27 protein-coding genes are annotated in these 26,387 nt (G+C 27.6%); all 27 read left to right on the forward strand.

The window, feature by feature from the left end:
- The first annotated feature begins 66 nt into the window (after positions 1 to 66).
- The 27 genes from nusB to udk all read left to right on the forward strand — a co-directional run bounded on the left by nusB (position 67) and on the right by udk (position 26,345).
- Positions 67 to 570 (forward strand): transcription antitermination factor NusB, encoded by a 504-nt coding sequence (gene nusB, locus I4U66_RS04140; RefSeq protein ID WP_092924440.1) that lies wholly within the window; start codon positions 67 to 69, stop codon positions 568 to 570.
- A complete protein-coding gene (locus I4U66_RS04145; protein WP_092924442.1) occupies positions 551 to 1,528 on the forward strand; it encodes a Kae1-like domain-containing protein in 978 nt (325 codons plus the stop codon). Before nusB ends, I4U66_RS04145 begins: the two co-directional genes overlap by 20 nt.
- Positions 1,500 to 2,705, forward strand: coding sequence for an exodeoxyribonuclease VII large subunit (gene xseA / locus I4U66_RS04150; protein ID WP_166505848.1), 1,206 nt, complete (start codon positions 1,500 to 1,502; stop codon positions 2,703 to 2,705). Before I4U66_RS04145 ends, xseA begins: the two co-directional genes overlap by 29 nt.
- Before the next feature lie 2 nt (positions 2,706 to 2,707).
- Positions 2,708 to 2,923, forward strand: a complete 216-nt coding sequence (gene xseB, locus I4U66_RS04155; protein WP_166505847.1) for an exodeoxyribonuclease VII small subunit — start codon at positions 2,708 to 2,710, stop codon at positions 2,921 to 2,923.
- Positions 2,924 to 2,925: 2 nt separating this feature from the next.
- Positions 2,926 to 3,813, forward strand: coding sequence for a polyprenyl synthetase family protein (locus tag I4U66_RS04160; RefSeq protein ID WP_166505846.1), 888 nt, complete (start codon positions 2,926 to 2,928; stop codon positions 3,811 to 3,813).
- 9 nt (positions 3,814 to 3,822) lie between these two features.
- Entirely contained in the window at positions 3,823 to 4,260 is a 438-nt protein-coding gene (locus I4U66_RS04165) for a divergent PAP2 family protein (protein WP_092924450.1), read from the forward strand.
- 273 nt (positions 4,261 to 4,533) lie between these two features.
- Positions 4,534 to 6,402, forward strand: coding sequence for a 1-deoxy-D-xylulose-5-phosphate synthase (gene dxs, locus I4U66_RS04170; RefSeq protein ID WP_092924452.1), 1,869 nt, complete (start codon positions 4,534 to 4,536; stop codon positions 6,400 to 6,402).
- 4 nt (positions 6,403 to 6,406) lie between these two features.
- Positions 6,407 to 7,219, forward strand: a complete 813-nt coding sequence (locus tag I4U66_RS04175) for a TlyA family RNA methyltransferase (protein WP_092924454.1) — start codon at positions 6,407 to 6,409, stop codon at positions 7,217 to 7,219.
- Positions 7,220 to 7,257: 38 nt separating this feature from the next.
- On the forward strand, positions 7,258 to 8,940 hold the full coding sequence (recN, locus tag I4U66_RS04180; RefSeq protein WP_092924456.1) for a DNA repair protein RecN: 1,683 nt from the start codon (positions 7,258 to 7,260) through the stop codon (positions 8,938 to 8,940).
- A 70-nt stretch (positions 8,941 to 9,010) separates the two neighbouring features.
- On the forward strand, positions 9,011 to 10,030 hold the full coding sequence (locus tag I4U66_RS04185) for a SpoIVB peptidase S55 domain-containing protein (protein ID WP_092924458.1): 1,020 nt from the start codon (positions 9,011 to 9,013) through the stop codon (positions 10,028 to 10,030).
- Positions 10,031 to 10,164: 134 nt separating this feature from the next.
- On the forward strand, positions 10,165 to 10,977 hold the full coding sequence (gene spo0A / locus I4U66_RS04190) for a sporulation transcription factor Spo0A (RefSeq protein ID WP_092924460.1): 813 nt from the start codon (positions 10,165 to 10,167) through the stop codon (positions 10,975 to 10,977).
- 140 nt (positions 10,978 to 11,117) lie between these two features.
- Positions 11,118 to 12,431 (forward strand): CCA tRNA nucleotidyltransferase, encoded by a 1,314-nt coding sequence (locus I4U66_RS04195; RefSeq protein WP_195581355.1) that lies wholly within the window; start codon positions 11,118 to 11,120, stop codon positions 12,429 to 12,431.
- A gap of 123 nt (positions 12,432 to 12,554) precedes the next feature.
- The gene (gene steA / locus I4U66_RS04200; protein WP_092924464.1) at positions 12,555 to 13,676 is read left to right on the forward strand and encodes a putative cytokinetic ring protein SteA; all 1,122 of its coding nucleotides are present in this window, start codon (positions 12,555 to 12,557) and stop codon (positions 13,674 to 13,676) included.
- A 16-nt stretch (positions 13,677 to 13,692) separates the two neighbouring features.
- The gene (locus I4U66_RS04205) at positions 13,693 to 14,568 is read left to right on the forward strand and encodes a copper transporter (RefSeq protein ID WP_195581354.1); all 876 of its coding nucleotides are present in this window, start codon (positions 13,693 to 13,695) and stop codon (positions 14,566 to 14,568) included.
- Positions 14,569 to 14,584: 16 nt separating this feature from the next.
- Positions 14,585 to 15,277 carry a glycosyltransferase family 2 protein gene (locus I4U66_RS04210; RefSeq protein WP_166505841.1) on the forward strand — a complete coding sequence of 231 codons (693 nt, stop codon included), beginning with the start codon at positions 14,585 to 14,587 and terminating at the stop codon, positions 15,275 to 15,277.
- A gap of 7 nt (positions 15,278 to 15,284) precedes the next feature.
- Positions 15,285 to 16,109: a glycosyl transferase gene (locus I4U66_RS04215; protein WP_195581353.1), complete on the forward strand. Its 825-nt coding sequence runs from the start codon at positions 15,285 to 15,287 to the stop codon at positions 16,107 to 16,109.
- 4 nt (positions 16,110 to 16,113) lie between these two features.
- Positions 16,114 to 17,205, forward strand: coding sequence for a DUF3866 family protein (locus tag I4U66_RS04220; protein WP_166505840.1), 1,092 nt, complete (start codon positions 16,114 to 16,116; stop codon positions 17,203 to 17,205).
- Positions 17,180 to 17,710: an NUDIX hydrolase gene (locus tag I4U66_RS04225; RefSeq protein ID WP_092924473.1), complete on the forward strand. Its 531-nt coding sequence runs from the start codon at positions 17,180 to 17,182 to the stop codon at positions 17,708 to 17,710. Before I4U66_RS04220 ends, I4U66_RS04225 begins: the two co-directional genes overlap by 26 nt.
- Positions 17,711 to 17,772: 62 nt before the next feature.
- Positions 17,773 to 18,378 carry a hypothetical protein gene (locus tag I4U66_RS04230; protein ID WP_195581352.1) on the forward strand — a complete coding sequence of 202 codons (606 nt, stop codon included), beginning with the start codon at positions 17,773 to 17,775 and terminating at the stop codon, positions 18,376 to 18,378.
- 10 nt (positions 18,379 to 18,388) lie between these two features.
- On the forward strand, positions 18,389 to 19,261 hold the full coding sequence (locus I4U66_RS04235; protein WP_092924476.1) for a tyrosine-type recombinase/integrase: 873 nt from the start codon (positions 18,389 to 18,391) through the stop codon (positions 19,259 to 19,261).
- Between the two features lie 24 nt (positions 19,262 to 19,285).
- Positions 19,286 to 20,458, forward strand: a complete 1,173-nt coding sequence (locus I4U66_RS04240; RefSeq protein ID WP_092924478.1) for a phosphopentomutase — start codon at positions 19,286 to 19,288, stop codon at positions 20,456 to 20,458.
- Between the two features lie 15 nt (positions 20,459 to 20,473).
- Complete coding sequence (locus tag I4U66_RS04245) at positions 20,474 to 21,286, forward strand: purine-nucleoside phosphorylase (protein ID WP_092924480.1); 813 nt, start codon at positions 20,474 to 20,476, stop codon at positions 21,284 to 21,286.
- Between the two features lie 89 nt (positions 21,287 to 21,375).
- Positions 21,376 to 22,701, forward strand: a complete 1,326-nt coding sequence (locus tag I4U66_RS04250) for a pyrimidine-nucleoside phosphorylase (RefSeq protein WP_195581351.1) — start codon at positions 21,376 to 21,378, stop codon at positions 22,699 to 22,701.
- A 247-nt stretch (positions 22,702 to 22,948) separates the two neighbouring features.
- Positions 22,949 to 24,013, forward strand: coding sequence for an endolytic transglycosylase MltG (gene mltG, locus I4U66_RS04255; protein ID WP_195581350.1), 1,065 nt, complete (start codon positions 22,949 to 22,951; stop codon positions 24,011 to 24,013).
- Between the two features lie 83 nt (positions 24,014 to 24,096).
- A complete protein-coding gene (locus I4U66_RS04260) occupies positions 24,097 to 24,765 on the forward strand; it encodes an O-methyltransferase (protein WP_195581349.1) in 669 nt (222 codons plus the stop codon).
- On the forward strand, positions 24,758 to 25,681 hold the full coding sequence (locus I4U66_RS04265; protein ID WP_195928517.1) for a peptidase U32 family protein: 924 nt from the start codon (positions 24,758 to 24,760) through the stop codon (positions 25,679 to 25,681). The genes I4U66_RS04260 and I4U66_RS04265 overlap by 8 nt, the downstream gene beginning before the upstream one ends.
- A 34-nt stretch (positions 25,682 to 25,715) precedes the next feature.
- Positions 25,716 to 26,345 carry a uridine kinase gene (gene udk, locus I4U66_RS04270; protein ID WP_092924490.1) on the forward strand — a complete coding sequence of 210 codons (630 nt, stop codon included), beginning with the start codon at positions 25,716 to 25,718 and terminating at the stop codon, positions 26,343 to 26,345.
- Positions 26,346 to 26,387 lie beyond the last annotated feature (42 nt).

Consider the following 26,387-nt stretch of genomic DNA (forward strand, 5'->3'; position numbering starts at 1 on the left):
TGAAAATCAGAGGGTTTTTTATTGTGTAATATGTACATAATATCAATTAGAGGAGGATTAAGACTAATGAAGAATGATAAGGCGAGAAAAGTAACTACAAGAGAGTATATGATGAAATTAATATATCAAACTCAAATAACTAAAGAAGATATGGGTGATGTATTAGATAAATTTTTAAATGATCAATTAGAATACATAACAAATAGATATGAAGAGCTTAGATTACAATATTCAAATAACCCAGAGTTAAAATTAGAAAATTTAAAAGCTGATGATGTTATAGATAGAGAATATATGGCTCAAATGTGTAAATTATTAAGTGAAAAATCGGACGAAATAGATGCAATGATAAACAAATATGCTAAAAATTGGTCAGTTAATAGAATGGCAAAGGTAGACTTAGCAATATTAAGACTAGCTATATGTGAAATATTATTTGTAGAAGAGATACCAAATAAAGTTTCAATAAATGAAGCTATAGAAATGGCTAAATTATACTGTGATGACAAAACTCCTAAATTCATAAATGGAATATTAGGAAGTGTCGTTAGTGAAACAGAATCAAAATAATATAATAATCGGAATAGATACTAGCTGCTATACAACTTCTATAGCAGCTATATCTTTAGATAAAAAAGTAATATTTAATGAAAAAATATTACTTAAAGTAAAAAAAGATAGCAAGGGATTAAGGCAAAGTGAAGCTGTTTTTCAGCATATAAATAATTTAGGAGAAATAGACAGTAAAATAAAATCGATTATAAATAAATATAATATAGTTGGAATATGCGCATCTACAAAACCAAGACCAATTAAAAACTCTTATATGCCAGTATTTACTGTAGGATATAATTTTTCTAAGCTGTGTTCAACAATGATAGGTTGTGATTTATATGAAACTACTCATCAAGAAAATCATATAGAAGCAAGTCTTTTAGATAATAAATTAAATAAAGAAAAGTTCTTATCTGTTCATATGTCAGGAGGGACAACAGAAATACTGCTTTGCACTAAAAATAAAGAAAGCTATGACATAGAAATAGTAGGTGGAAGCAAGGATATAAGTTTTGGACAACTTATAGATAGAGTTGGAGTTAAGATGGGATATGATTTCCCTTGTGGTAAATATATAGATGAAAATGCACTAAATTGTGAGTCTGCAATAAAACAAGGTTTAAAAACTTCTGTAAAAGAAGGATATATGAATCTATCAGGTCTTGAAAATCAAATAGATAATATAATAGATAATTGTGGCAAAGAGTACATAAGTAAATTAGTTTTAGATGCAGTAGTTAGAAATATGATAAAATCAATAGAGCATATAAGTAAAGAATACAATATAAAAGATATAGTATTTGCTGGAGGGGTATCTGCTAGTAAGTATATATCAAAAGAGTTAACAAATAGATTAAGAAAATATAAGATAAATGCATATTTTACTAAACCGGAGTACGCAACAGACAATGCTGTTGGTTGTGCTTTAATAGGAGTGAAAAAATTTGAAAATAAGAGCCTTAACTATAAGTGAAGCTAATTCATATATAAAAAGAATATTAAGCAATGACCCTATCTTATACAATTTAAAAGTAAAAGGAGAAATATCAAATTTTAAAATACATAGTAGTGGAAACGTATACTTATCTTTAAAAGATGAAAATTCAAAAATAAATTGTGTTATATTTAAAAATAATTATAATAAAGACTTAGCACTAACTAATGGGACTAAGATTATAGCTAATGGATATATATCTGTGTATGAAAGAGATGGTTCTTATCAGTTGTATATAAATTCTATAGAAACAGAAGGTATAGGAAATTTATATATAGAGTTTAATAAATTAAAAGAAAAGTTAGAAAAAGAAGGATTATTTGACAATAAATATAAAAAGCCTATTCCAAAAATACCAAATTCTATAGGTGTAGTAACATCACAAACAGGTGCAGTTATAAGAGATATAGTAAACGTAGTAAAAAGAAGATACCCAAAAGTTAATATAAAGTTATATTCTGTTAATGTCCAAGGTGAAAGTTCAAAGTATGATATATGTGATGGGATAAAATTTTTTAATATGATGGATAACGTAGATACAATTATAGTTGGTAGAGGTGGAGGTTCTATAGAAGAACTATGGTCATTTAATGAAGAAATGGTAGCTAGGGCAGTCTTTGAGTCTAATATACCTATAATATCTGCGGTAGGGCATGAAACAGATTTTACTATATGTGATTTTGTAAGTGATATGAGAGCACCTACACCATCGGCAGCAGCAGAAATAGCAACACCATCATTAGAAGAATTAAATTTTAAACTAGATAACATATTAAATAGAATGAATAAATCATTAACTAGTAATATAAATATAAGCGAGCATAGACTAAATCATACTATGGATAAGATAAATAGTTATATTAAGTCCTATATAATAAGAGATAAAATTATACAATTAGATAGGATATATGATAAAATAACACTTGAAGCAGAAAAGAAATTAAACACAGAAAAAGATCGACTTTCAAAAACTGGAGCAATACTTCATAATATGAGCCCTTTATCAACATTAGATAGAGGGTATAGTATATTATCAAAACATGGAGTTACAGTAAACAGTATAAAAGAGATAGATTTTAAAGATAACTTAGATATAGTTTTAAAAGATGGAAGTATTGAGTGTACTGTTGAAAAAATAAAATCAAAAGAGGTATAGACATGAATCTAACGTATGAACAAGCCTATAAAAAATTAGAGGAAATTCTAGAAAAATTAGAATCTAAAAATGCTAGTTTAGATGAGTCATTAAGTTTGTATGAACAAGGTATAAGTCTTTACAAATATTGTAATAAGCTTTTAGATGATGCGACATTTAAAATAAGTAAATTTAATAAATTAGGTGTAGAAGAAGAATTTGATATTAGGGAGGAATAAACGTGGAATTTAAAGCAGTGCTAAAAGAAAAAGCAAGCTATATAGAAAAATTATTAAAGGAGTATATGCCAAAAGAAGAAGGATATCAAAAAACTATAATGGAGGCTATGAATTATAGTTTAAGTGCAGGTGGAAAAAGGTTAAGACCGATACTTACATTAGAAGCATGTAAATCAGTAGGTGGAGATTATAAGGATGCGATACCATTTGCTATGGCAATAGAAATGATACATACATATTCTTTAATACATGATGATTTACCAGCACTTGATAATGATGATTTAAGAAGAGGTAGAAAAACAAATCATATAGTATTTGGTGAAGATATGGCTATACTTGCAGGAGATGCCCTTTTAAATTATGCTTTTGAAGTTATGCTTTTAGGTTCTATGAACAAAGAAAATCCAAACAAATATTTAAATGCTATGTATGAGATAGCATCAGCTGCAGGAATAAATGGTATGATAGGTGGACAAGTAGTAGATGTTCAAAGTGAAAATAAGAAAATATCTAAAGAAAAATTAGATTATATACATAACAATAAGACTGCAGCTATAATGATAGGATGTATGAGAGCGGGAGCTATAATAGGAAATGCAAATGATAATGAATTAGAAAATATAACTAAATATTCAAAAAATATAGGACTAGCCTTTCAAATAGTTGACGATATATTAGATATAGTTGGAGATGAGTCTAAGTTAGGAAAAAAAGTAGGAAGTGATATAGACAATAATAAATCTACTTACCCATCCTTAATAGGACTAGAAGAGTCAAAAGAAGAAGCGAATAGATTAATAAAAGAAGCTAAAGAAGCATTAACACAAATATCAAATGATACAGAATTTTTAAGCAGTTTAGCTGATTATATAGTGGACAGAGAGTATTAAGGAGGAACGATGGATTTTTTTTCACAAATTTTTAGCAACAAAGTTTTAGGGATAAGTATATTTGCTTGTTTCTTAGCACAATTTATAAAAATATTTACAGGAAAAGATAAGAGAATAGAAATTTCTAGATTATTTACATCAGGAGGTATGCCAAGTTCTCATAGCTCATTTGTAACTAGCTTATCAACACTAGTTGGCATAGAAAGGGGATTTCAATCAACTGATTTTGCTATAGTATGTGTATTCTCTTTAATAATAATGTATGATGCAACTGGAGTAAGACGTTCTGTAGGAAAACAAGCGGCAATACTAAATCAAATTATAGATGATGTACAACATAGAAAACCAATAAAGCATGAAAGATTAAAAGAGCTAGTAGGTCATACTCCTAAAGAAGTATTGTTTGGGGCTATACTAGGTATATTAGTAGCATTATACTTCGTGTAAATTGAAAAAATATACAATGTATGATATAATTCGTATTTGACAAAAGTATTAAAATTATATGTCTATAAGTAAAATTATAGATAGTTAAATTTTATATAGATTAAGATACTTGAAATAGTAAATATTTTAATACGGTTATAAAATGAATATAACTTAGTCAATACTAAGGTATATTCATTTTTTAGATGTTAGAATTTTATAAATAAAATTTGTATAAAGTAAACTATAGACTATTAATTGTATTAATAGCTGATAAATAAAGGTGAGGATTATATGTATAAATATTTAGATAAAGTAAACTCTCCAAGTGATATAAAGTTGATGAACGTTGAACAAATGGATGAACTATCAAAGGATATAAGAAAATTTTTAGTTAAATCTGTTTCTCAAACAGGAGGGCATTTAGCTTCCAATCTAGGGGTTGTAGAGCTTACACTAGCATTGCATAAGGTATTTGAAAGTCCGAAAGATAAAATTGTATGGGATGTTGGGCATCAATCTTATGTACATAAGATGATAACTGGAAGAAAAGGAGAATTTAATACACTAAGACAATTAAATGGTTTAAGTGGATTTCCTAAAGAATGTGAAAGTCCACATGATATATTTGATACAGGTCATAGTAGCACATCAATTTCAGTGGCACATGGTATTGCATGTGCAAGAGATATAAAAGGTGAAGATAGTAATGTCATAGCTGTAATTGGAGATGGATCAATAACAGGTGGTATGGCACTAGAAGCATTAAATCATCTAGGACATACAAAAACAGATATGATAGTTATATTAAATGATAACGAAATGTCTATAGATAAAAATGTTGGTGGAATGTCTAGGTATTTATCTAGTATAGTTAGAAACTCAGCAGCTAATAAAGTAAAAAATGAAGTTGAAAAGATATTAAATATAGCTCCTGGAGGAGAGTTAATATCTAAAACAGCCAATAAATTTAAAGATAGTATAATAAGTACATTTATTCCTCAAGAATGCGAGTTATTTGAGTCTTTAGGAATAAAATATTATGGTCCTATAGATGGGCACAATATTAAAGAATTAATAGAAATTTTAGAAAAATGCAAACAAAAAAAAGGGCCAAAGCTTCTTCATGTTATAACTAAAAAAGGTAAAGGATATAGATTTGCAGAAAATGAACCACATAAATATCATGGAGTGTCAAAATTTGATATAAGAGAAGGTATAAAATCATCAGGTACAAAATCTATATCTTCATTAGTTGGAGAGAAATTAGTATCTATGGGAGAAAAAGATGATAGAGTATGTGCAATAACTGCAGCTATGCCATCGGGTACAGGATTAAATCTATTTGAAAAAGTATACCCAAATAGATACTATGATGTTGGTATAGCAGAACAACATGCAACTACATTTGCTGCAGGACTTGCAAAAAATGGATTAAAACCGTATTTTGCTGTATACTCATCATTTTTACAAAGGGCATATGATCAAGTAATACATGATGTATGTATAACTAAAAAACCTGTAACATTCCTTATAGATCGAGCTGGTATAGTAGGTAATGATGGCGAAACTCATCATGGTATGTTTGATTTAAGCTATTTAAATGCAATACCAAATATAACGGTTATGGCTCCTAAGGATTGCAAAGAGCTAGAGTTAATGATGGATTTATCTCTAGAATTAAAAGAGCCTGTAGCTATTAGATATCCAAGAGGGGGTAGTTATTACTTAGAAAGTGGTAAGTATGAACCTATAAAAGTAGGAAGTTATGAAGTATTGTCAAAAGGAGAAGACATACTGATACTAGCAATAGGAAATATGGTAAAACATGCTCTTAAAGCTAAAGAATTATTAGAAAAAGAAGGTATAAATCCAACAATAGTTAATGCAAGATTCTTAAAGCCTATTGATAAAAATCTTTTAGCAGATTTATTAAAAACTCATAAAAAGGTTATAACTATTGAAGATAATACAATAATAGGTGGATTTGGAAGTAGAATAAATAAATATATAACAGACAATAAAATTGATGTTAATATTATGAATTTAGGTCTTCCAGAAGCATTTGTACCTCATGGGAATGCAGATGAAATATATGATACAATAGGTCTATCTCCAGAGAAGATAGCAATGAGAGTAAAAGACTGTAAACTAGAAAGGTAATTTTATGAAAAAAAGAATAGATTTATTATTAGTAGAAAAAGGATACTTTGAAAGTAGAGAAAGAGCTAAAAAGGCAATAATGGCAGGTCTTGTATTTGTAAATAATCAAAGATGTGATAAAGCAGGTTCTGATGTTGATGAAGAAGCTAAGATAGAAGTAAAAGGAGATCCAATACCATATGTAAGTAGAGGTGGATTAAAGCTTGAAAAAGCCATGAATAACTTTGATTTAACATTAGAAGGAAAAGTGTGTATGGACATAGGTTCATCAACAGGAGGATTTACTGATTGTATGCTTCAAAATGGAGCATCAAAAGTATTTTCTATAGATGTTGGCTATGGACAACTTGCATGGAAATTAAGACAAGATGAGAGAGTAGTTTGCATGGAGAGAACTAATATAAGACATGTTACTATAGAACAAACTAAAGAGTTTGCAGATTTTGCATCTATAGACGTATCTTTTATATCTTTAAAGCTAGTACTACCAAAATGCAAGGAATTAATACGTCCAGATGGTCAAATCGTAGCTTTAATAAAGCCACAATTTGAAGCTGGTAGGGAAAAAGTTGGTAAAAAAGGTGTGGTTAGAGAAAAATCAACACATATTGAAGTTATAGAAATGATATCTAATTTTGCTGTTGAAAATGGATTTGAAATATTAGGATTAGATTACTCACCGATAAAAGGTCCTGAAGGAAATATAGAGTATTTAATACACTTAAGAAATGGTAATGAAGGATATGAGTTTAATAAAGAACAACATACTAATAAGATAATAGAAGTTGTTGAAAATTCTCATAATCTAAATAAGTAAAACATTTATATGATTTATTAAAAGAGGGGGATTTAGAATTGATCCTTGAGTTATATATGAAAAATTGTGCTCTTGTTGAGGAGCTTCGTTTAAATATTGATAAAAATTTGAACATACTTACAGGAGAAACAGGTTCAGGAAAATCTATAATAATAGATGCATTAGGACTTTGTTTAGGAGAGAAATATGATAGATCTTTTTTAAGGAAAGGAACTGAAAAAGGTGTAGTAGAAGCTATATTTCACTCTAAAAATAAAGATTTAATAAAAGTACTTAATGATAATGATCTTGAACTAGATGATAATGATTTACTAGTTATAACTAGAATAATATATAGTGATGGAAAAAGTGTTGCTAGGGTTAATGGAAGAACTGTTAAGATGAATGTTTTAAAGCAAATAGCATCTAAGCTTATAGATGTTCACGGTCAACATCAAACACAAGCATTATTCAATAAAGATACTCATCTAGAATTTTTAGATTTATTTGGAGAACATGAATTAGAAGAATTTAAAATTTCATATAAAGAAATATACGATGAGTATAGTGATGTAAAAAAAGCTTTAAATATATTAACTGAAAATAAAGATGATATGCAAATTCAAAGAGAGATAGATTTATTAAAGTTTCAAATAAATGAAATAGAATCTGCCAATCTTAGCAAGGACGAATATGAAGACTTACTAAAACAAAGGGACGTCTATAGAAATGGTGAAAAAATCTTTAAAAATTTAAATATAAGTTATCAAAATTTATATGAAGGTCAGGTTAATGCAGTAGATTTAATAGGTAATGCAGTAAAAGAACTATCATCAATATGTGAATATGACAAAAGTTTAAGTGATTATAATAATGAGATAGAAAGAATAATGTATGAGCTTCAAGATATATCAAGAGAGATAAGAAATTATAAAGAAAATATAAATTTTGAACCATATGAGTTAGAACAAATAGAACTTAGAGTTGATGAAATAAATAACCTAAGGAGAAAATATGGAGAAACTATAGAAGAAATATTTGATTATCATCAAAATATAAAGAATAGATTAGATGAAATATTAAATAGAGATGAAAGAGTAGAAGAGCTTAAACTTAAATTAAATAAGCTTGAAAGTAAACTTAAAGAAAGAGCTGAGGCCTTAACTTCCCAAAGAAAGATAGTAGCTAAACAGTTAGAGAAAGTCCTATTAGAAGAGTTAAAAAGCTTGAATATGAAAAATGTTGCATTTAAAGTAAATTTTGAACAAGGAATATTCACACCTAGAGGAATGGATGATATAGAGTTTATGATATCATTTAACTTAGGTGAAGATATTAAACCTATATATAAAGTAGCTTCAGGTGGAGAAATGTCTAGATTTATGCTAGCATTTAAGACCATACTTGCGGATATAGACCAAATTGATACATTAGTATTTGATGAAATAGATACAGGTATAAGTGGAATAGCAGCACAAATAGTAGGAGAGAAACTTAGTAATATAGGAAAGAAAAAGCAAATTATTTGTATAACTCATTTACCACAGATTGCTGCTAATGCAGATACTCATTATTGTATAGAGAAGAGTACAGATAATGAAAGAACATTTACTACTATTAGAAAGTTAGACAAAGACCAAAAAAGAGATGAAATAGCTAGACTTATAGCTGGAAGTAATATAACAGAAAAAACTATTGAACACGCAAGTGAAATAATAGAACTAGCAAAAAGAAGCCTTTAGGGCTTCTTTTTTGTATAAAAAAATCCAAAATAGGAACTATAAGTATATATATAAAAGAGGAGATATACTTATGAAAATTAAAAGAAATTCAGTATTTTTAACATTAACAATTATGGTAGCTATACTTTTAATATCTATAACTTATGATGGTATAAAAAATTACTATATAGAGGCTGTAAATAAGAGTAATAAGTATGTTTATCCATGCGGTAATCTAATTGGAATAAAAGCTAAAACAGATGGAGCATTAGTAATAGGTTATGAAGATGAATCATTAGAGTATATAGGAGGGATAAAAAAAGGGGATAACATAATAAAAATAAATGAAAAAAAAATCGAAAATGCTTATGATATATACGAATATATAAAAGATATTAAAGAAGATTTTGTATATTTAACAGTTGAGAGAGATAGTAAAGAACTAGTTATAAAGATAAAATTAAAAGTAGAAGACGAAGAAAAAAGGTTAGGCTTATGGGTTAGAGATAAAGTTTCGGGAGTTGGAACTATGACGTTTTATGATCCAGACAATGAAGAATTTAAAGCAATAGGACATCCTATAAAAGATTTTGATACAAGTAAAATATTAAAAATAAAAGAAGGTAGTGTATATTATCCAACAGAAGTAAATCTAGAAAAATCAACAGAGAGTGTTATTGGTAATTTTGATTGTAATTTGGATGAATACAACTTAATAGGAACATTTAGTAATAATGATAATGAAGGTATAGAGGGAAATATAATAAACAACATAAAACACAAATTACCTCTTATAAAAGTGGGAAACAAGAATGAAATAAAAAGGGGTAAAGCAAGTATTTTACTTGAAAATGAGGAAGGATATGTATATCCATATGACATAAATATAGAAAATATATATGAAAATAAAGGAGATAAAAATATAGTTATAGAAATTATTGATGAGAAATTAGTAAATTATACAGGCGGTATAGTACAAGGCATGAGTGGTGCCCCTATTATACAAAATAATAAGCTAGTTGGGGCATTAACACATGTTTTTGAAGATAATGCCAAAAAAGGATATGGTATTTTTATAGATGAGATGATAGAATTAGATAAGAGAAATTAAAATTTAATATATTTTTCAATAGATTTCAAATATATTGAAGGAATATAATTTTACTATGTCGAATATGCTTAAGTATAAAGGGTTTTAATTTTTATATAAAAGAGAAGATGTTTTATTAATGGGGGGAAGTTTAAGTGAGCGATAAAATAAAAATAGTTTTAGCAGATGATAACAAGGATTTTTGTCAGGTACTTAAGGAGTACTTATCTAATGAAAGTGATATAGAAATATTAGGAATCGCAAAAGATGGTATAGAAGCACTAGATTTAGTAAAAAGGTTACAACCAGATTTATTAGTGCTAGATGTTATAATGCCACATTTAGATGGATTAGGTGTTATAGAGAAGTTAAATTCTATGGATATACCTAAAATGCCAAAAATAATAGTTCTATCAGCTGTAGGACAAGACAAAATAACACAAAGTGCAATAAATTTAGGAGCAGACTATTATATAGTTAAACCTTTTGATTTTGTAATATTTATAAATAGAATAAGAGAATTAGTTTCAAACAGACCTGCACATGCAGACATAAAGCCTAGGGCTCATGCTGATATACAAATGACAAGAAGTGACTTTGTCAAAAATGTAGGTAATATAGAAACAGAAATAACTAATATAATACATGAAATTGGTGTTCCAGCTCATATAAAGGGATATCTTTATTTAAGAGAAGCTATAAAGATGGTAATAGATAACGTAGAATTACTAGGAGCTGTAACTAAGGAATTATACCCAAGTATAGCTAAGAAATTTAATACTACTCCAAGTAGAGTTGAAAGAGCTATAAGACATGCTATAGAGGTAGCATGGAGTAGAGGTAAAGTTGATACAATAAATCAACTATTTGGTTATACAGTGCATAATACAAAAGGAAAACCAACAAATTCTGAATTTATAGCTATGATAGCAGATAAATTAAGATTAGAGCATAGTATGGTTAAATAAATATAGCATTATAAAAGCCTTCTTAATATTAAGAAGGCTTTTATAATGCTATATTCAAAGTGTAAACAAGTGAGTATAAAGTATTATATATTTTAAAATTTGGTTATCTTATAAATATATATAAATTAAGGAGATATGTGATGTATATAAATTTACCGAAATCAGTAAAATTTATAATAGAAAAAATAAAAGAACATGGTGAAGAAGCTTATATAGTAGGAGGATGTGTCAGAGATAGTATATTAGGTATTTTACCAAATGACTATGATATAACAACTAGTGCAAAACCTAATAAAATAATAGATATATTTAAAGGCTATAAAATAATAGAAAATGGAATAAAGCATGGAACAGTAGGTATTTTAATAGAAGATGAGGTTTATGAGATAACAACATATAGAGTTGAAGGTGAGTATGAAGATAATAGAAGGCCTAAAAATGTAGAATTTACATCAAAGTTAGTAGATGATTTAAAGAGAAGAGATTTTACAATAAATGCTATGGCTTATAATGAAGAAGATAAACTAATCGATTATTTTGATGGAGTTAAAGATTTACATGATAAAAAAATAAGAACAGTAGGTAATCCTGATGAAAGATTTATTGAAGATGGACTTAGGATAATAAGAGCTATAAGATTTAGCAGTAAACTAGGATTTGATATAGAAAAAGAAACATTTGAAAGTATAAAAAGAAATTCTAGTATATTAAAAAATATTAGCAGAGAAAGAGTAAGTGATGAAATAAAAAAAATCATACTTAGTGAAAACCCTCAAAAACTAGGATTATTATATAGTTTGAATATATTTAAGGAGTTAGAGATATACTCTCATGTAGAGAATTATGAAGATTTTTGTACAAAGTTAACAATATTAAAAGAGTGTAATATTAGTTTAGAGCAAAGACTATTGATGATAGAATTTTTAATTTTAGAAAATAACACAAAAAGACTAAATAAGACAAAGGAAAAAATAGAGTTTTACAATAAAAATATAAGAAAAAATAATATTGTAAGCAAACTGAAATATCCAAATAATGTAACAAAATACATAAATAATATGATTGACTATATGCTAATAGATAATATAGATTTAGATAAAATTGATATTAAAAAAATTCTAAATAAAATAGGAATTGATAATTTAAAAGATATTTTAAAATTGAAGGAAATATATTACAAAAAAGTAGGTGATTGTGAAGAGATTGAAGAATTAAGTATAAGAAAACATTCAATAGATAAATATACAGAATTTATAGAAGAAATAGCTAAAAATAATGAATGCTATAAAATAAATGATTTAGATATAAACGGGAACGATTTAAGGTTGATGGGGTATAGTGGAAAATCAATAGGAGAACAGTTAAATCTCCTTTTAGAAATAGTAATATGTAACCCTGAAAAAAACAGCAAAAGTGAGTTGATGAATTTATCAAGGTTAAATAAGATTGATTAAAATATACAAATATATTTAAAAAATCCTTATATAAAATTATAAACTGACTTTAAACATTTATTTTGTCGTTAAATAATGCTATAATGTAATGTGATTTTAAAAATGATATCGGAGGTTTAATTTATGAGAGTCGAAGGCCCTATTAAAGTAGATAGAAAAACAAAGAGGCTTGCAAAGAGACTTACGGGTGGAGAAATAGCTGTTATAAATCATATAGATATAGATGAAGTTGCAGCGAATTCTTTAGTAGAAGGTAAAGTAAAGCTAGTTATTAATGCATCACCTTCTATAAGTGGAAGATATCCTAATAAAGGACCTGGAATACTAACTGAAAAAAATATTCTTATAGTTGATAATATAGGTGAAGAATTATTTAATGAGTTGTCTGAAGGTCAAAATATTGAAATTATAGATGGTAAAATTTATAGAGACAATAAATTTTTAGGACAAGGTGAAGTATTAGGCAAAGAAGAAGTAGCAGTCAAATTAAAAAAAGCATACGAAAACTTAGCAGTTGAACTAGATAGGTTCATAGATAATACTATTGATTATGCAAAGAAAGAAAAAGGATTCATATTAGGAGAAGTCGAAATACCTAAAGTTAAAACTAATTACGCTAATAGGCATGTACTAATAGTTGTAAGAGGACAAGATTATAAGCAAGATTTAAGCACAATATTATCATACATAGAAGAAGTGAAGCCAATATTAGTTGGTGTTGATGGAGGAGCGGATGCGTTACTAGAGTTTGGTTATACTCCAGATGTTATAGTTGGAGATATGGATAGTGTTAGTGATGAAGCTCTTAAAAAAGCAGGTGAGATAATCGTACATGCTTATACAGATGGAAGGGCACCAGGTCTTAAAAGAGTTCAAGATTTAGGGCTAGATGCTATAGTATTTCCAGCACCTGGAACTAGTGAGGATATAGCTATGTTAATAGCTTACGAGTACAAAGCAGAGCTTATAGTGGCTCTTGGAACTCATTCTAATATGATAGATTTTCTAGAAAAAGGAAGAAAGGGTATGGCAAGTACTTTCTTAGTAAGATTAAAAATAGGATCAAAGCTTATAGATGCGAAAGGAGTTAACCTACTATATAGAAGTAAGTTAAAGATGAAGTATATATGGGCATTAATAGCTACTGCCTTATTCCCAATACTTATACTAGCCTCTTTCTCTCCAAGTGTTCAGCAGTTTATACATCTAATGCAGCTAAAATTAAAGCTATTACTACAAATGTAGATTTAGGAGGAAAAAAATGCATATAAACATGAAATATTATATAGTTACCATAGGAGCTATTTTTATAGCTTTAGGAATTGGTATGTTAGTAGGATTTAATCTAAATTATGATCAAGAACTTAGTAAACAACAAGCAAGTATGATCAAAGATTTAGATAGTAAGTTTGAAGTACTAAAAACAACAAATGATAACTTAGAAGAAAATTTAACTAATTTAAATAAAGATTATGATGAAGCAATAGCCATAATAAATCAAAATTCAGATAAGATAATAAAAGATAGTCTTGTAAATAAAAATATAGGAATAATATCTACAAATGAAAAAAATGATTATAGTAAAGAAACTGCAAGTATAATACAAAATGCTGGAGGAAATGTAGCATTTGATATAGTACTTACTAGCAATATAGAAAATAAAGATGCTTTAAAGAAAGCATCAGAAGAACTTTCAATTGAACTAAACAATGCAAAAGATGTTATAAATTATATAGCAGAATCTTTAAAAGAAGAAGGTAGTATATCTAAGTTAGAAAATCTTCAACGTTTAGAGTTAATTAAAGTAGAATCTATAGCAGAAAATTATATAGATTATGATTCTGTAGTTTTAACAGGTGGAAGTGAAGATAAAGCTCAAAAAGAAAACTTTGATAAGATAGATGAAGCTTTAATAACTAAATTAAAAGAACAAAATAAATATATAGTAGGAGTTCAAAAAAGTAATACTAAAAATTCTTATATAGACTTATATTCTAAAAACAAAATAGCAACTATAGATAATATTGAAGAAGGAATAGGTAAAGTTTCTTTAACTATATTATTAAATGAAAAAGGAGCTACAGGGGATTTTGGTAGATTAGAAAGTGCAAAACAATTATTCCCTTATAAGAAATAAGAAAAGGAGAAAAAATATGAGTTCTTACATAAGTATAATAATACCAGCTTACAATGAAGCAGATAAGATCAAGGACACATTAGAAAGCATTACTGATATAAATGAAATAGATGAAATTGTAGTTGTAGATGATGGTTCTAGCGATAATACTACAGAAATAGCATCTAGTGTTAAAAATGACAAAATAAAAGTGTTTAAATTAGATAAAAATAGAGGTAAAGGATACGCATTAAACTATGGGTTAAAAATAGCTATGGAAAATGCAGATATAATAGGATTTTTAGATGGAGATTTAGGAAGTTCAGCTAGTGAAGTTAAAAAACTTATCATGCCTATATTAAACAACGAAGCCGATGTTATTATAGCAAAATTCCCTCCTGCAAAGAAAAAGGGAGGGCTAGGATTTGTAAAAAGATTAGCTAAAGAATCTGTATTTGAGATGACAGGTGTAGAACTAGACTCTACTTTATCAGGACAAAGGATATTTAAAAAAGAAGTATTAGAAAAATTTGAAGAGATTCCATATGGTTATGGTGTAGAAGTAGGTATGACTATAGACATATTAAAATACGGTTACACAATCAAAGAAGTATTAGTAAATATGACTCATAGTGAAACAGGAAGAGATTTAAAAGGTTTTATTCATAGGGGAAAACAATACTACCATATAAAGAAAGTTTTAAAAGCAAAAAATAAAGAATGGAGGTAGTATATAGGTGAAATATTATATACTTTATACTGTTTTATTTATAACAGGATTGCTTGGAACCTATGTTGTTATCCCTTTATTTAAAAATTTATTAATAGATAGTAATGTATTAAGACCAAATTATAAAAAAGATATGATACCAGTTAGTATGGGTATAGTATTTTTACCTATGATAATAATAAATGGTATTATTATAGGATTTGTAACTAATGATGTTAATAAGCTACTATATTTATTTATGTTCATATTTGGAATAATAGCAATGTTCTTTGCAGGAATATTAGACGATATAATAGGAAATAGAGATGTTAGTGGGCTTAAAGGACATTTTAAGAGTTTGTTTAAAGGAAAGCTTACAACAGGTGGATTTAAGGCATTATTTGGAGGATTTATAGGTATATTAATATCTATAGCAATATCTAAAGATATATTAGATATAATTGTAAATACTCTTATAATAGCACTTTCTACAAATCTTATGAACTTATTAGATTTAAGGCCTGGAAGAGCTATAAAGGTATATTTAATAATAGGGTTAGTTTTACTTTTAACATTAGCAGGATTTGAAAAAAGTCTACTTCTTTTACTGCTTCCAAATGTATTAGCATATTTTAATTACGACTTAAAAGCTAAAGCTATGATGGGAGACACAGGATCAAATGTTTTAGGTATATCTATAGGAATACTTATATGTATGGGGTATTCATTTAATATTAGATTAGCTTGGTTAGTATTTTTAATATTTATACATATACTTACAGAGAAGTATTCTTTAACTAAGATAATAGAGAAAAATAAGTTCTTAAATTTCATAGATAAATTAGGAAGGTAAACTTATGATAAGTAAAAGAATAGGAATTGTAGATTCTATAAAAGATAAGAGTGAAAAATTAGAAGATATAAGAGTTAATATAAATGGAGAAATACAAAAAGCATACAACTACCCTAAGATGACAGGGAGTGTAAATGTAGGTGATGAGGTTGTATTAAATACAACAGCTGTTGAGTTAAGTTTAGGTACTGGAGGATATCATTTTGTAATAACTAATCTAAATAATATAGAATCAAGCTTTACAGAAGGCGGTCATATTATGAAATTAAGATATACGCCACTACAAGTTAAGGTAGATTCAGTTGAAGAACAAGAAAGTACTTATCATGATAAAATATCAAGCTTTAAAAGTTTAAATGATATGCCAGTTGTTGTTGGGACACTTCATAGTATGCTTACACCTTTTGTAGCATCATATAAAAGAAATAATAAAGATAAAAAAATAGTATATATAATGACAGATGGAGCTGCATTACCGATATACCTAAGTAAAAATGTAGAAACTTTAAAAAGTAAAGGATTAATAGACTATACTATAACTATAGGGAATGCATTCGGAGGGGATTATGAATGTATAAATATATATACAGCTTTAATAACTGCTAAAGAAGTATTAAATGCAGACTGTGTATTTGTTAGTATGGGACCTGGAATTGCAGGTACTGGAACTAAATATGGATTTACAGGAATAGAACAAGGACCTATATTAGATGCAGTAAAAAAACTTGGTGGAAATCCTATAGCTATACCTAGAATTAGTTTTGCAGATAAAAGAGAAAGACATAATGGAATATCTCACCATAGTATTACTATTTTTAAAGAAATTGTAAATGTTGATATAACAATACCAATATCAAATTATGAAAGTGATAAATTAAATAAAATAAGAGCACAAATAGAAGAAAATGATTTAAATAGACATAATATAGTATATATAGATAATAAAAATACTAAAGAAGACTTAGATTATTTTGGCCTGAAGGTAAGAACTATGGGAAGAAATTATGAACAAGATAAAGAGTTTTTCGAGGCTGCAAGTAGTGCTGCATATTATTTAATGGAGGTTTGTGATGGTGATAGAAGAAAAGACTATTAGTAGTGATAAAATATACACTGGAAAAACAATCAGCCTAAAAGTAGATACTGTAGAGACTATAAACCAAGGATATCAAAAAAGAGAAATAGTAGAACATCCTGGTGCAGTTGGTATATTAGCATTAAATGAAAATAATGAAATAGTATTAATTAAACAATTTAGAAAACCAATAGAAAAAGTTATATGGGAAATACCAGCAGGAAAGTTAGAACCTGGTGAAACACCAAAAGAATGTGCACAAAGAGAACTAAAAGAAGAAACGGGATACGATGCTTCAAATTTAAAACTAATACATAAGTTTTATACATCAGCAGGTTTTTCTAATCAAAAAATATACATATATCTAGCTACTGATATTACTGTAGGTGAAAGAAATTTAAATGATGATGAAGATATAGAAGTACATACTATAAGTTTAGAAGAAGCTTATAACATGGTTATTCAAAATGAAATAGAAGATGCAAAAACAGCAATTGGAATTTTAATAGCTAGAGAATTAATATAAAATGTCATAACCTCCTCTTTTTATACATACTATTTTGTAAGGTAAAAGGGGAGGTTATAAATTTGAGAAGAACATATAGAAAAAATAATTTTAAAGAACTTAACAGACAAATAGTACTTATTGGGTTAATATTTATTGTATTTGTAGCACTTGGATCTTATCTAAATAAAATATGGCCAAGTTATCAAGATGAAATAATAAAAGATATTAGTTTTATAAGTGAGTACTATAATTCAAGAGAAGGAATAAAAGAAGCTATATTATCAAATTTAAAAATAGATTTAAGCTTTATGGCTTGTGTCGCTTTTTTTTCAGTCTTAGTAATAACTTTTCCAGTAGTGCTTATAATATTTATGCTAAAAGGTTTATCAATAGGCTATACTATAAATAGTATGATATTAGCACTAAATTTTGAATCAATAAAAATGATATTTGTTTTATTTATGAAAAATTTAGCTATTATACCTGGTACAGTTATATTAACGTTAGTGGCATTTGATTATGAAAAAAAAATATTATTAGAAATTAAGCACAAAAGAAAAGAAAATATGATATTTTTAGTAAAAAGATTTATATTAAATGTTATAATTATAATAAGTATTACAGTTATATTACAAGTTGTACTAAATACTATAAGTATAGGTATGATTAAGTTCCTAGTCAGATAAGGAGTTTGCTATGGAGGTTGTAGAGGAATACATAAAATATCTAAATAGTAAGAATCTATCTAAAAATACTATATCATCTTACTATATAGATATAAAAAGATATGTTGATTATTTAAAAGAAAAGATGATAAGTTTAGATAATGTTGTAGAAAATGATATTATAGGATATATAATAAGATTAGAACAGGAAAATATATCTGTAGCAACAGTATCTAGAATGATATCATCAATAAAATCTTTTCATGATTATTTATTTTTTTATGGTATAAGTAAAAATAATCCTGCAAGAAATATAAAAAAGCCTAAAATAGAGAAAAATAGTTTAGATATTTTAACAGAGGAAGAAATAAAAAGGCTTTTAGATTTTAAAAATTTAAATACACCTAAAGAAATAAGAGATAAGGCAATATTTGAAATATTGTATGGTACAGGTATAAAAGTATCAGAGCTTATAGATATGGATATAGATTCTGTAGAATTAGATTTAGACTATATATGCTGTGATAAAGGAAAAAATCCAAGAATAATACCTTTATCCAATACATCTAAGGAGTATTTAGAAAAATATATAAATGAATCAAGAACTGAATTGGCAAATGAAGATGAAAAAGCTTTATTTGTAAGTTCCTTAGGACAAAGGTTTACAAGACAAGGCTTATGGAAACTTATTAAAAAATATGCTAATTTAGCTAATATAGATAAAAACATAAATCCAAGTATGCTTAGGCATTCTTTTGCTATTCATCTTTTAAATGAAGGTGCTAATGTTGCTGTAGTAAGCAAAATATTAGGAAATAGCAATTTATCTAGTTTGCAATCATATTTAAATCACATAAATAAGAATATGAGAAGAGAAATAAAAGAAAAACATCCTAGGAAATAAACTACAAAAAAAGGAGGACATAATATGAATAGGGTTGTATGGATTGTAATTGATAGTGTAGGAATAGGAGCACTTCCAGACTCAAAAAAATTTGGAGATGAAGGTGTTAATACTTTAGGAAATATAATAAAAACACATAAGGATATAAAGATACCTAACTTATTAAAATTAGGGATAGGAAATATAGACGAAGTAGATTTTGTAGAAGGAGTAGATTCTCCTATAGGTTGTTTTGGAAAATGTGAAGAAATTTCTCAAGGAAAAGATACTACAACAGGACATTGGGAGATGACAGGTGTTTTAGTTGAAACTCCATTTAAAACATTTGAAAATGGGTTCCCAAAAGAAATAATAGATGAATTTGAAAAAAGAACAGGAAGAAAAGTTGTAGGAAATAAGCCAGCATCAGGAACTGCTATATTAGATGAATATGGAGAACATCAAATGAAAACAGGAGATGTAATAGTATATACATCAGCAGATAGTGTATTCCAAATAGCAGCGCATGAAGAAATAATACCACTTGATGAATTATACAAAATGTGTGAAATAGCTAGGGAAATAATGATGGGAGACAATGCAGTAGCTAGAATTATAGCTAGACCATATATAGGAAAAGGAAAAGGTGAGTTCGTAAGAACTTCTAACAGAAGAGACTACTCATTAAATCCTTTTGAAAAAACGGTATTAGATAATATAAAAGAAGCTGGACTAGATGTAATTGGCGTTGGTAAAATAGAAGACATATTTAATGGACAAGGTATAACGGAAGCTATACACACTAAAGATAATATGGATGGAGTAGACCAAACTATAAATTACATTAATAAAGAAAATAAAGGATTAATATTTACTAATTTAGTTGATTTTGATTCAAAATATGGACATAGAAGAAATGTAAAAGGATATAAAGAAGCTATAGAGGAATTCGATGCTAGAATTCCAGAAATAATAGATGCTTTAAAGGAAGATGATATACTTATAATAAATGCTGATCATGGTAATGATCCAACTTACAAAGGTACGGATCATACTAGAGAGTATATACCTGTATTAATTTATGGAAAAAATATCAAGAGTGGTGTAAACTTAGGTATAAGAAAAAGTTTTGCAGATATAGGTGCTACAGTAGCAGATATATTAGATACAAAAATGACTAAAAATGGAACTAGTTTTAAATCACAAATACTTAAATAGTCAAGGAGGAGACATATGTTTAACAAAGTACAAGAAAGTGCAAAATTTATAAATGAAAAAATAAATATAACACCTAAGATAGGACTTATATTAGGTTCTGGATTAGGAGTATTAGCTGATGAAATAGAAAATCCAGTAAAGATAAAATATAATGAAATACCTAATTTCCCTGTATCTACTGTTGAAGGACATGCAGGATGCCTTGTAATAGGTAAATTAGAAGGCAAAGATGTAGTGGCTATGCAAGGAAGATTCCATTACTATGAAGGATATACTCAACAAGAAATAACATTCCCAGTTAGAGTTATGAAAGCTTTAGGAGTTGAAACTATAGTAGTTACAAATGCAGCTGGAGGAGCAAATGTAGACTTTAAACCAGGTGATTTAATGATAATAAAAGATCATATAAACTTAAGTGGAAGTACACCTTTAATGGGTAAAAATGATGAAAGATTTGGACCAAGATTCCCAGATATGTCTACAGCTTATTCACCAAAATATATAGAATTAGTTAGAGAGTGTGCTAAGAAGCTAGATATAAAGGTACAAGAAGGTGTATATGCATTCTTTAGTGGACCAACATATGAGACACCTGCAGAAGTTAAAATGGCAAGAATACTAGGAGCTGATGCTGTTGGTATGTCTACTGCACCAGAAGTAATAGTTGCTAGCCATTCATCTATGGATGTTATAGGAATATCTTGTATAACTAACATGGCAGCAGGGATACTTGATCAACCTCTTAACCATGAAGAAGTAATAGAAACTACTCAAAAAGTAAAAGCTGAATTCTTAAGTTTAGTTAAATTAGTAGTTAAAAGTATATAATAAATATATAAGCTTAATACTAAATTTAGTATTAAGCTTATTGAATTTAAATAATAGATTATATATAAAGTTTGTTAAGGAGAGATAAAATGAGAATATATGATATAATCAGAAAAAAAAGAGATGGGCATGAATTATCTAAAGAAGAAATAAACTTTTTCGTAGAAAAATATTCAAAAAATGAAATACCTGATTACCAAGCATCAGCTCTTTTAATGGCAATATATATAAACAAAATGAACAAACAAGAAACAGTATATCTTACAGAAGCTATGATGAATTCAGGAGATGTTATAGACCTATCAGCTATAAAAGGAATAAAAGTTGATAAGCATAGTACAGGAGGAGTAGGAGATAAAACTACAATAGCTTTAGCTCCATTAGTGGCATCATGTGGTGCTCCTGTAGCTAAAATGTCAGGAAGAGGATTAGGACACACTGGAGGGACTTTAGATAAGTTAGAAGCTATACCAGGATTTTCAATAGAAATGGATGCAGAGAAATTTATAAATTCTGTAAATGAAAAAAATATAGCAGTTTGTGGTCAAACAGCTACAATAGCAGTTGCTGATAAAAAAATGTATGCTCTAAGAGATGTAACTGCTACAGTTGATAATATATCCTTAATAGCTGCTAGTATAATGTGTAAAAAATTAGCATCAGGTTCAAATGCTATATTACTTGATGTTAAAACTGGTGATGGCGCATTTATGAAAACACTAGATGATTCATTTGAACTAGCAAAAGCTATGGTTGATATTGGTTGTGGAATGGGTAGAGAAACAATAGGTATGATAACTAATATGGATGAGCCTTTAGGATTTGCTGTAGGTAACTCATTAGAGGTAATAGAAGCTATAGAAACTTTAAAAGGAAATGGACCTAAGGATTTTGTAATGCTATGTGAAACATTAGGGGCATATATGTTAGTATTAGCAAAAGTTTGTGAAAATTTCGAAGAAGGTAAGAAAATGATACAAGACGCTATATCTTCAGGACGTGCACTAGAAAAACTAAAAGAGTTTATAGAAAATCAAGGCGGAGATAAGAGGGTAGTTGACGATTATGATTTACTTCCTAAATCTAAAAATATAGTACCTATAAAATCACCAAAAAGTGGTTATATAAGTAAGATAGAAGCAGAAGAAATAGGGGTATCTGCTATGATTTTAGGTGCTGGTAGAGAAACTAAAGAAGATGAACTTGATTTATCAGCAGGTATAGTACTTCAAAAGAAAGTAGGAGACTATGTAAATAAAGGCGATGTATTAGCTTACATGCATTATAATAAAGAAGAAAAATTTGAACAAGCAAAAGAAAGATTTATAAATGCTTATGAAATAGTAGATGATAAAACACAACCTAAAAAGTTAATATATGGTGTTGTAACTAAAGATGAAATAAAAAAATTTTAATATTATGATTATAAAAAGCTTAACGTGTAAAAAATAACGTTAAGCTTTTTATAATTATAATAAAATTTTTAAGCTATTAATTTTTATAATTAATTTGGTAAATTACTAATAAATGAACGTTAGATAAGTCAAATATAAAAAAGCGATGAATTTAGAAAAGAAATTTATTCGACAATTTTATTGAAAATTTTTATTCTTAGATTTATAATATAAAAGATATAAATATATATAAGGAGTAGAAAATACTATGTACTTGAGAAATAATAAACTTAAGATAGCATTAATTTCCTTGGTAGTATTATTGGGATTAATAGGGAGTTTTGTGTTCATACAAATAGGACCATACAATAAAAAAAATAAAAAAGATATAGTAGTAGAAATACCTAAAGGTGCTACTATAAATACAATGACAGATATATTATACGAAAAAAAATTAATAAAGAATAAGACATTATTCAAAGTTGTAGCAAAAGTAAGTAATGAAATTCCAAACATAAAGTCTGGAAAATATTTGCTTAATCAAACCTATTCTAATAATGATATAATTGACATATTATCATCTGGAAAAACATATCAAGATGGTATAAAAGTAACTATACCAGAAGGATCAACTTCTAATGAAGTAATTGATATATTAGTATCTAAAAAACTGGGCAATAAAGAAACGTATGAAAAACTAATCAAAAATCCAAAGGAATTTTATAGTGATTTTCCATATTTAAAAGAAAAAGATATAACTACACTAGAAGGTTTCTTATATCCTCAGACTTATTACTTTGAAGAAGGTACAAGTGAAAAAGAGGTTCTGGATAAAATGTTAGCTGAATTTGGTAAAATGTATACTGAGAAGTTACAAAAAAGACAAAAAGAGTTAAAAATGACTCTTCAAGAGGTCGTAAATCTGAGCTCTATTGTTGAAAAAGAAGCTGTTAGAGATGAAGATAGACCTATGATAGCAAGTGTATTTTACAATAGATTAGATATAGGTATGAGACTTCAGTCTGATGCAACTATACAGTATATATTCCCAGAAAGAAAAAAAATAGTAACATATAATGATTTAAAGATAGATTCTCCATATAATAGTTATAAAAATGTGGGACTACCTCCGACACCAATAGCTAATCCTAGTATAAAATCTATAGAAGCAGTATTATATCCAAAAGATACAGATTATTTATACTTTGTAGCTACTATGGATGGAGGAAATAACTATAGCAAAACTTACGAAGAACATCTTAAGTTTGAGAAGGAATATAAAGAACAAAGGGATAAATTAAGCAAAGAAAAAGCAAGTGCAGAGAATAAATAAAATTTAAAATATGGGGATTATGCTTTGAGATATTCAAAGTGTAATCCTATATTAATGTTTCTGCTATTTAAGGAGTGAATTTAATGAGCAATATAGTAAATGAATTAGTACAAGATTACATAAGAAATACATTAAAAGATAAAGAAGGACTTTTAAAAGAACTAGAAGATTATGCACATGAAAATAATGTACCTATAATACACAAAGAAGTATCAGAACTTTTAAAAGTTTTACTAAAAATGAAAAAACCAAAGAGAATACTAGAAGTTGGTTGTGCTATAGGATACTCATCTATACTATTTGCATCTATTTTAGGTGAAGATGTGGAGATAATAACAGTAGAGAGAAATGAAAAAATGATAGAAAAGGCTAAAGAAAATATAAAATTAGCTGGATTTGAAAATAATATAACGATATTAGAAGGAGATGCAGAAGAAAAATTAAAAGAAGTTCAAGGAGAGTTTGACATAATATTTTTAGATGCAGCTAAAGGACAATATCAATTATTTTATGATATGGTTATAGATAAATTAAAAGTAGATGGACTTTTAATATCAGATAATATATTATATCAAGGAATGGTTGCACATGATAGTTTCGTTATAAGACGTAAAAAGACTATAGTAAAAAGAATGAGAAGTTACTTAGATTATATATCAAACTGTGACTATTTAACTACATCTTTAATACCTATAGCAGATGGAGTAGCACTTAGCTACAAACAAAGCGAGAGGGGTGATTTAAATGCATAATGTAGAATTATTGGCGCCAGTTAGAAGCTTAGAAGAATTAAAGTTAAATATAACAAATGGTGCAGATGCCATATATATAGGAAGTGAAGCGTTTGGTCTTAACTCTATAGATAAGGAGTTTTCAAAGGATGAATTAATAGAAGGTATAAACTTTGCACATAAACATAATAAAAAGGTTTATGCATCTGTTAATATAGTTCCTCATAGTAAGGACTTTTCAGATATAGAAACATACCTAAAAGAGCTTGAATTTGTAGGAATAGATGCTATCATAATAGCAGAGCCTGGTATGCTTGTAGTAGCTAAAAAGGCTGTACCAAATATGGATATACATTTAGCAGAACAAGCTAATGTTACAAATTACGTAACAGCTAAATTTTGGCATGAGCAAGGTATAAAAAGAATAACATTATCAAGAGAATTATCTTGTGATGAGCTAGGTCAAATAAGGCTAAATACACCTATAGAATTAGATTTAGAAGCATATGTACATGGAGTAATGGCTATATCTTATTCAGGAAGGCCTCTTATAAGCAATTATATAAAAGGAAAAGATTCAGATAGTGAAGTAAATAAAAAAACATACAGTCTAGTTGAAGAGAAAAGACCAGGAGAATATTTCCCGGTTTATGAAGATGAGAGAGGAACATTCATATTTAATTCTAAAGATTTATGTATGATAAAAGATTTGCCGGCTATGATAAAGTCAGGAATAAATAGTCTTAAAATAGAAGGTAAGATGAAAGACGCTAATTATATATCTAAAGTTGTTAAAGCTTATAGATTTGCTTTAGATAAGTTTTATGAAGACCCAAATAATTGGGAGTTTAATCCAAGTTGGATCGAAGAAATAAAGTTAAATAATAGAGAGTTTACATCTGGATTCTATTTAGAGAATCCAAATGATCAAGAATAAACGCTAATCTTTTTTGTAAGGAGAGTACTAAATCATGAAAAAAACTAAGAGACCTTTAATAATAGGAATAACAGGAGGAACTGGTTCTGGTAAGAGTACAGTTTGTAAAGCTATAATGGATAATATACCAGATGAGAATATAGCTACATTAGAGCAAGATGCTTACTACAAAGACCAAACACATTTAAGTTTTGAAGATAGATTAAAAACTAATTATGACCATCCACTTGCTTTTGATAATAAGCTTTTAATACAACATATAGAAGAATTATGTAATGGAAAAAGCATAGAAAAGCCTATATATGACTATGAACTTCATACTAGAAAACATGACGAAACTGTTACAATAACTCCAAAGGATATAATAATAGTAGAAGGTATAATGATACTTGAAGATGAAGAGTTAAGAAATAAATTAGATATAAAAATATATGTTGATACTGAAGATGATATAAGAATACTTAGAAGAATACAAAGAGATATAAAAGAAAGAGGTAGAACTGTAGATTCTGTTATAGATCAGTATCTGACTACAGTAAAGCCAGCTCATGATCAATTTATAGAACCATACAAAAAGTATGCTGATATAATAATGCCAGAAGGTGGACAAAACGAAGTAGCTATAGATATAGTTATAAGTAAAATAAGAACACAATTAGATTAATTAGAATAAAGAGTATTAACCCCTTAGAAATTGTCAAAAATG

Origin of the sequence: Romboutsia sp. D33t1_170424_H2 (assembly GCF_015669105.1) — a bacterium.
In the GTDB taxonomy this organism is placed as follows: domain Bacteria; phylum Bacillota; class Clostridia; order Peptostreptococcales; family Peptostreptococcaceae; genus Romboutsia_C; species Romboutsia_C hominis.

Bases quoted from the DNA above. Each gene is read 5' to 3' on its own strand.
- udk (WP_092924490.1), top strand. From the start codon at position 25,716: ATGAAAAAAACTAAGAGACCTTTAATAATAGGAATAACAGGAGGAACT.
- I4U66_RS04235 (WP_092924476.1), top strand. From the start codon at position 18,389: ATGGAGGTTGTAGAGGAATACATAAAATATCTAAATAGTAAGAATCTA.
- mltG (WP_195581350.1), top strand. From the start codon at position 22,949: ATGTACTTGAGAAATAATAAACTTAAGATAGCATTAATTTCCTTGGTA.
- nusB (WP_092924440.1), top strand. From the start codon at position 67: ATGAAGAATGATAAGGCGAGAAAAGTAACTACAAGAGAGTATATGATG.
- I4U66_RS04265 (WP_195928517.1), top strand. From the start codon at position 24,758: ATGCATAATGTAGAATTATTGGCGCCAGTTAGAAGCTTAGAAGAATTA.
- dxs (WP_092924452.1), top strand. From the start codon at position 4,534: ATGTATAAATATTTAGATAAAGTAAACTCTCCAAGTGATATAAAGTTG.
- I4U66_RS04220 (WP_166505840.1), top strand. From the start codon at position 16,114: ATGATAAGTAAAAGAATAGGAATTGTAGATTCTATAAAAGATAAGAGT.
- I4U66_RS04165 (WP_092924450.1), top strand. From the start codon at position 3,823: ATGGATTTTTTTTCACAAATTTTTAGCAACAAAGTTTTAGGGATAAGT.
- I4U66_RS04225 (WP_092924473.1), top strand. From the start codon at position 17,180: ATGGTGATAGAAGAAAAGACTATTAGTAGTGATAAAATATACACTGGA.
- I4U66_RS04245 (WP_092924480.1), top strand. From the start codon at position 20,474: ATGTTTAACAAAGTACAAGAAAGTGCAAAATTTATAAATGAAAAAATA.
- I4U66_RS04260 (WP_195581349.1), top strand. From the start codon at position 24,097: ATGAGCAATATAGTAAATGAATTAGTACAAGATTACATAAGAAATACA.
- I4U66_RS04175 (WP_092924454.1), top strand. From the start codon at position 6,407: ATGAAAAAAAGAATAGATTTATTATTAGTAGAAAAAGGATACTTTGAA.
- xseB (WP_166505847.1), top strand. From the start codon at position 2,708: ATGAATCTAACGTATGAACAAGCCTATAAAAAATTAGAGGAAATTCTA.
- I4U66_RS04185 (WP_092924458.1), top strand. From the start codon at position 9,011: ATGAAAATTAAAAGAAATTCAGTATTTTTAACATTAACAATTATGGTA.
- I4U66_RS04210 (WP_166505841.1), top strand. From the start codon at position 14,585: ATGAGTTCTTACATAAGTATAATAATACCAGCTTACAATGAAGCAGAT.
- I4U66_RS04205 (WP_195581354.1), top strand. From the start codon at position 13,693: ATGCATATAAACATGAAATATTATATAGTTACCATAGGAGCTATTTTT.
- I4U66_RS04195 (WP_195581355.1), top strand. From the start codon at position 11,118: ATGTATATAAATTTACCGAAATCAGTAAAATTTATAATAGAAAAAATA.
- I4U66_RS04240 (WP_092924478.1), top strand. From the start codon at position 19,286: ATGAATAGGGTTGTATGGATTGTAATTGATAGTGTAGGAATAGGAGCA.
- I4U66_RS04250 (WP_195581351.1), top strand. From the start codon at position 21,376: ATGAGAATATATGATATAATCAGAAAAAAAAGAGATGGGCATGAATTA.
- steA (WP_092924464.1), top strand. From the start codon at position 12,555: ATGAGAGTCGAAGGCCCTATTAAAGTAGATAGAAAAACAAAGAGGCTT.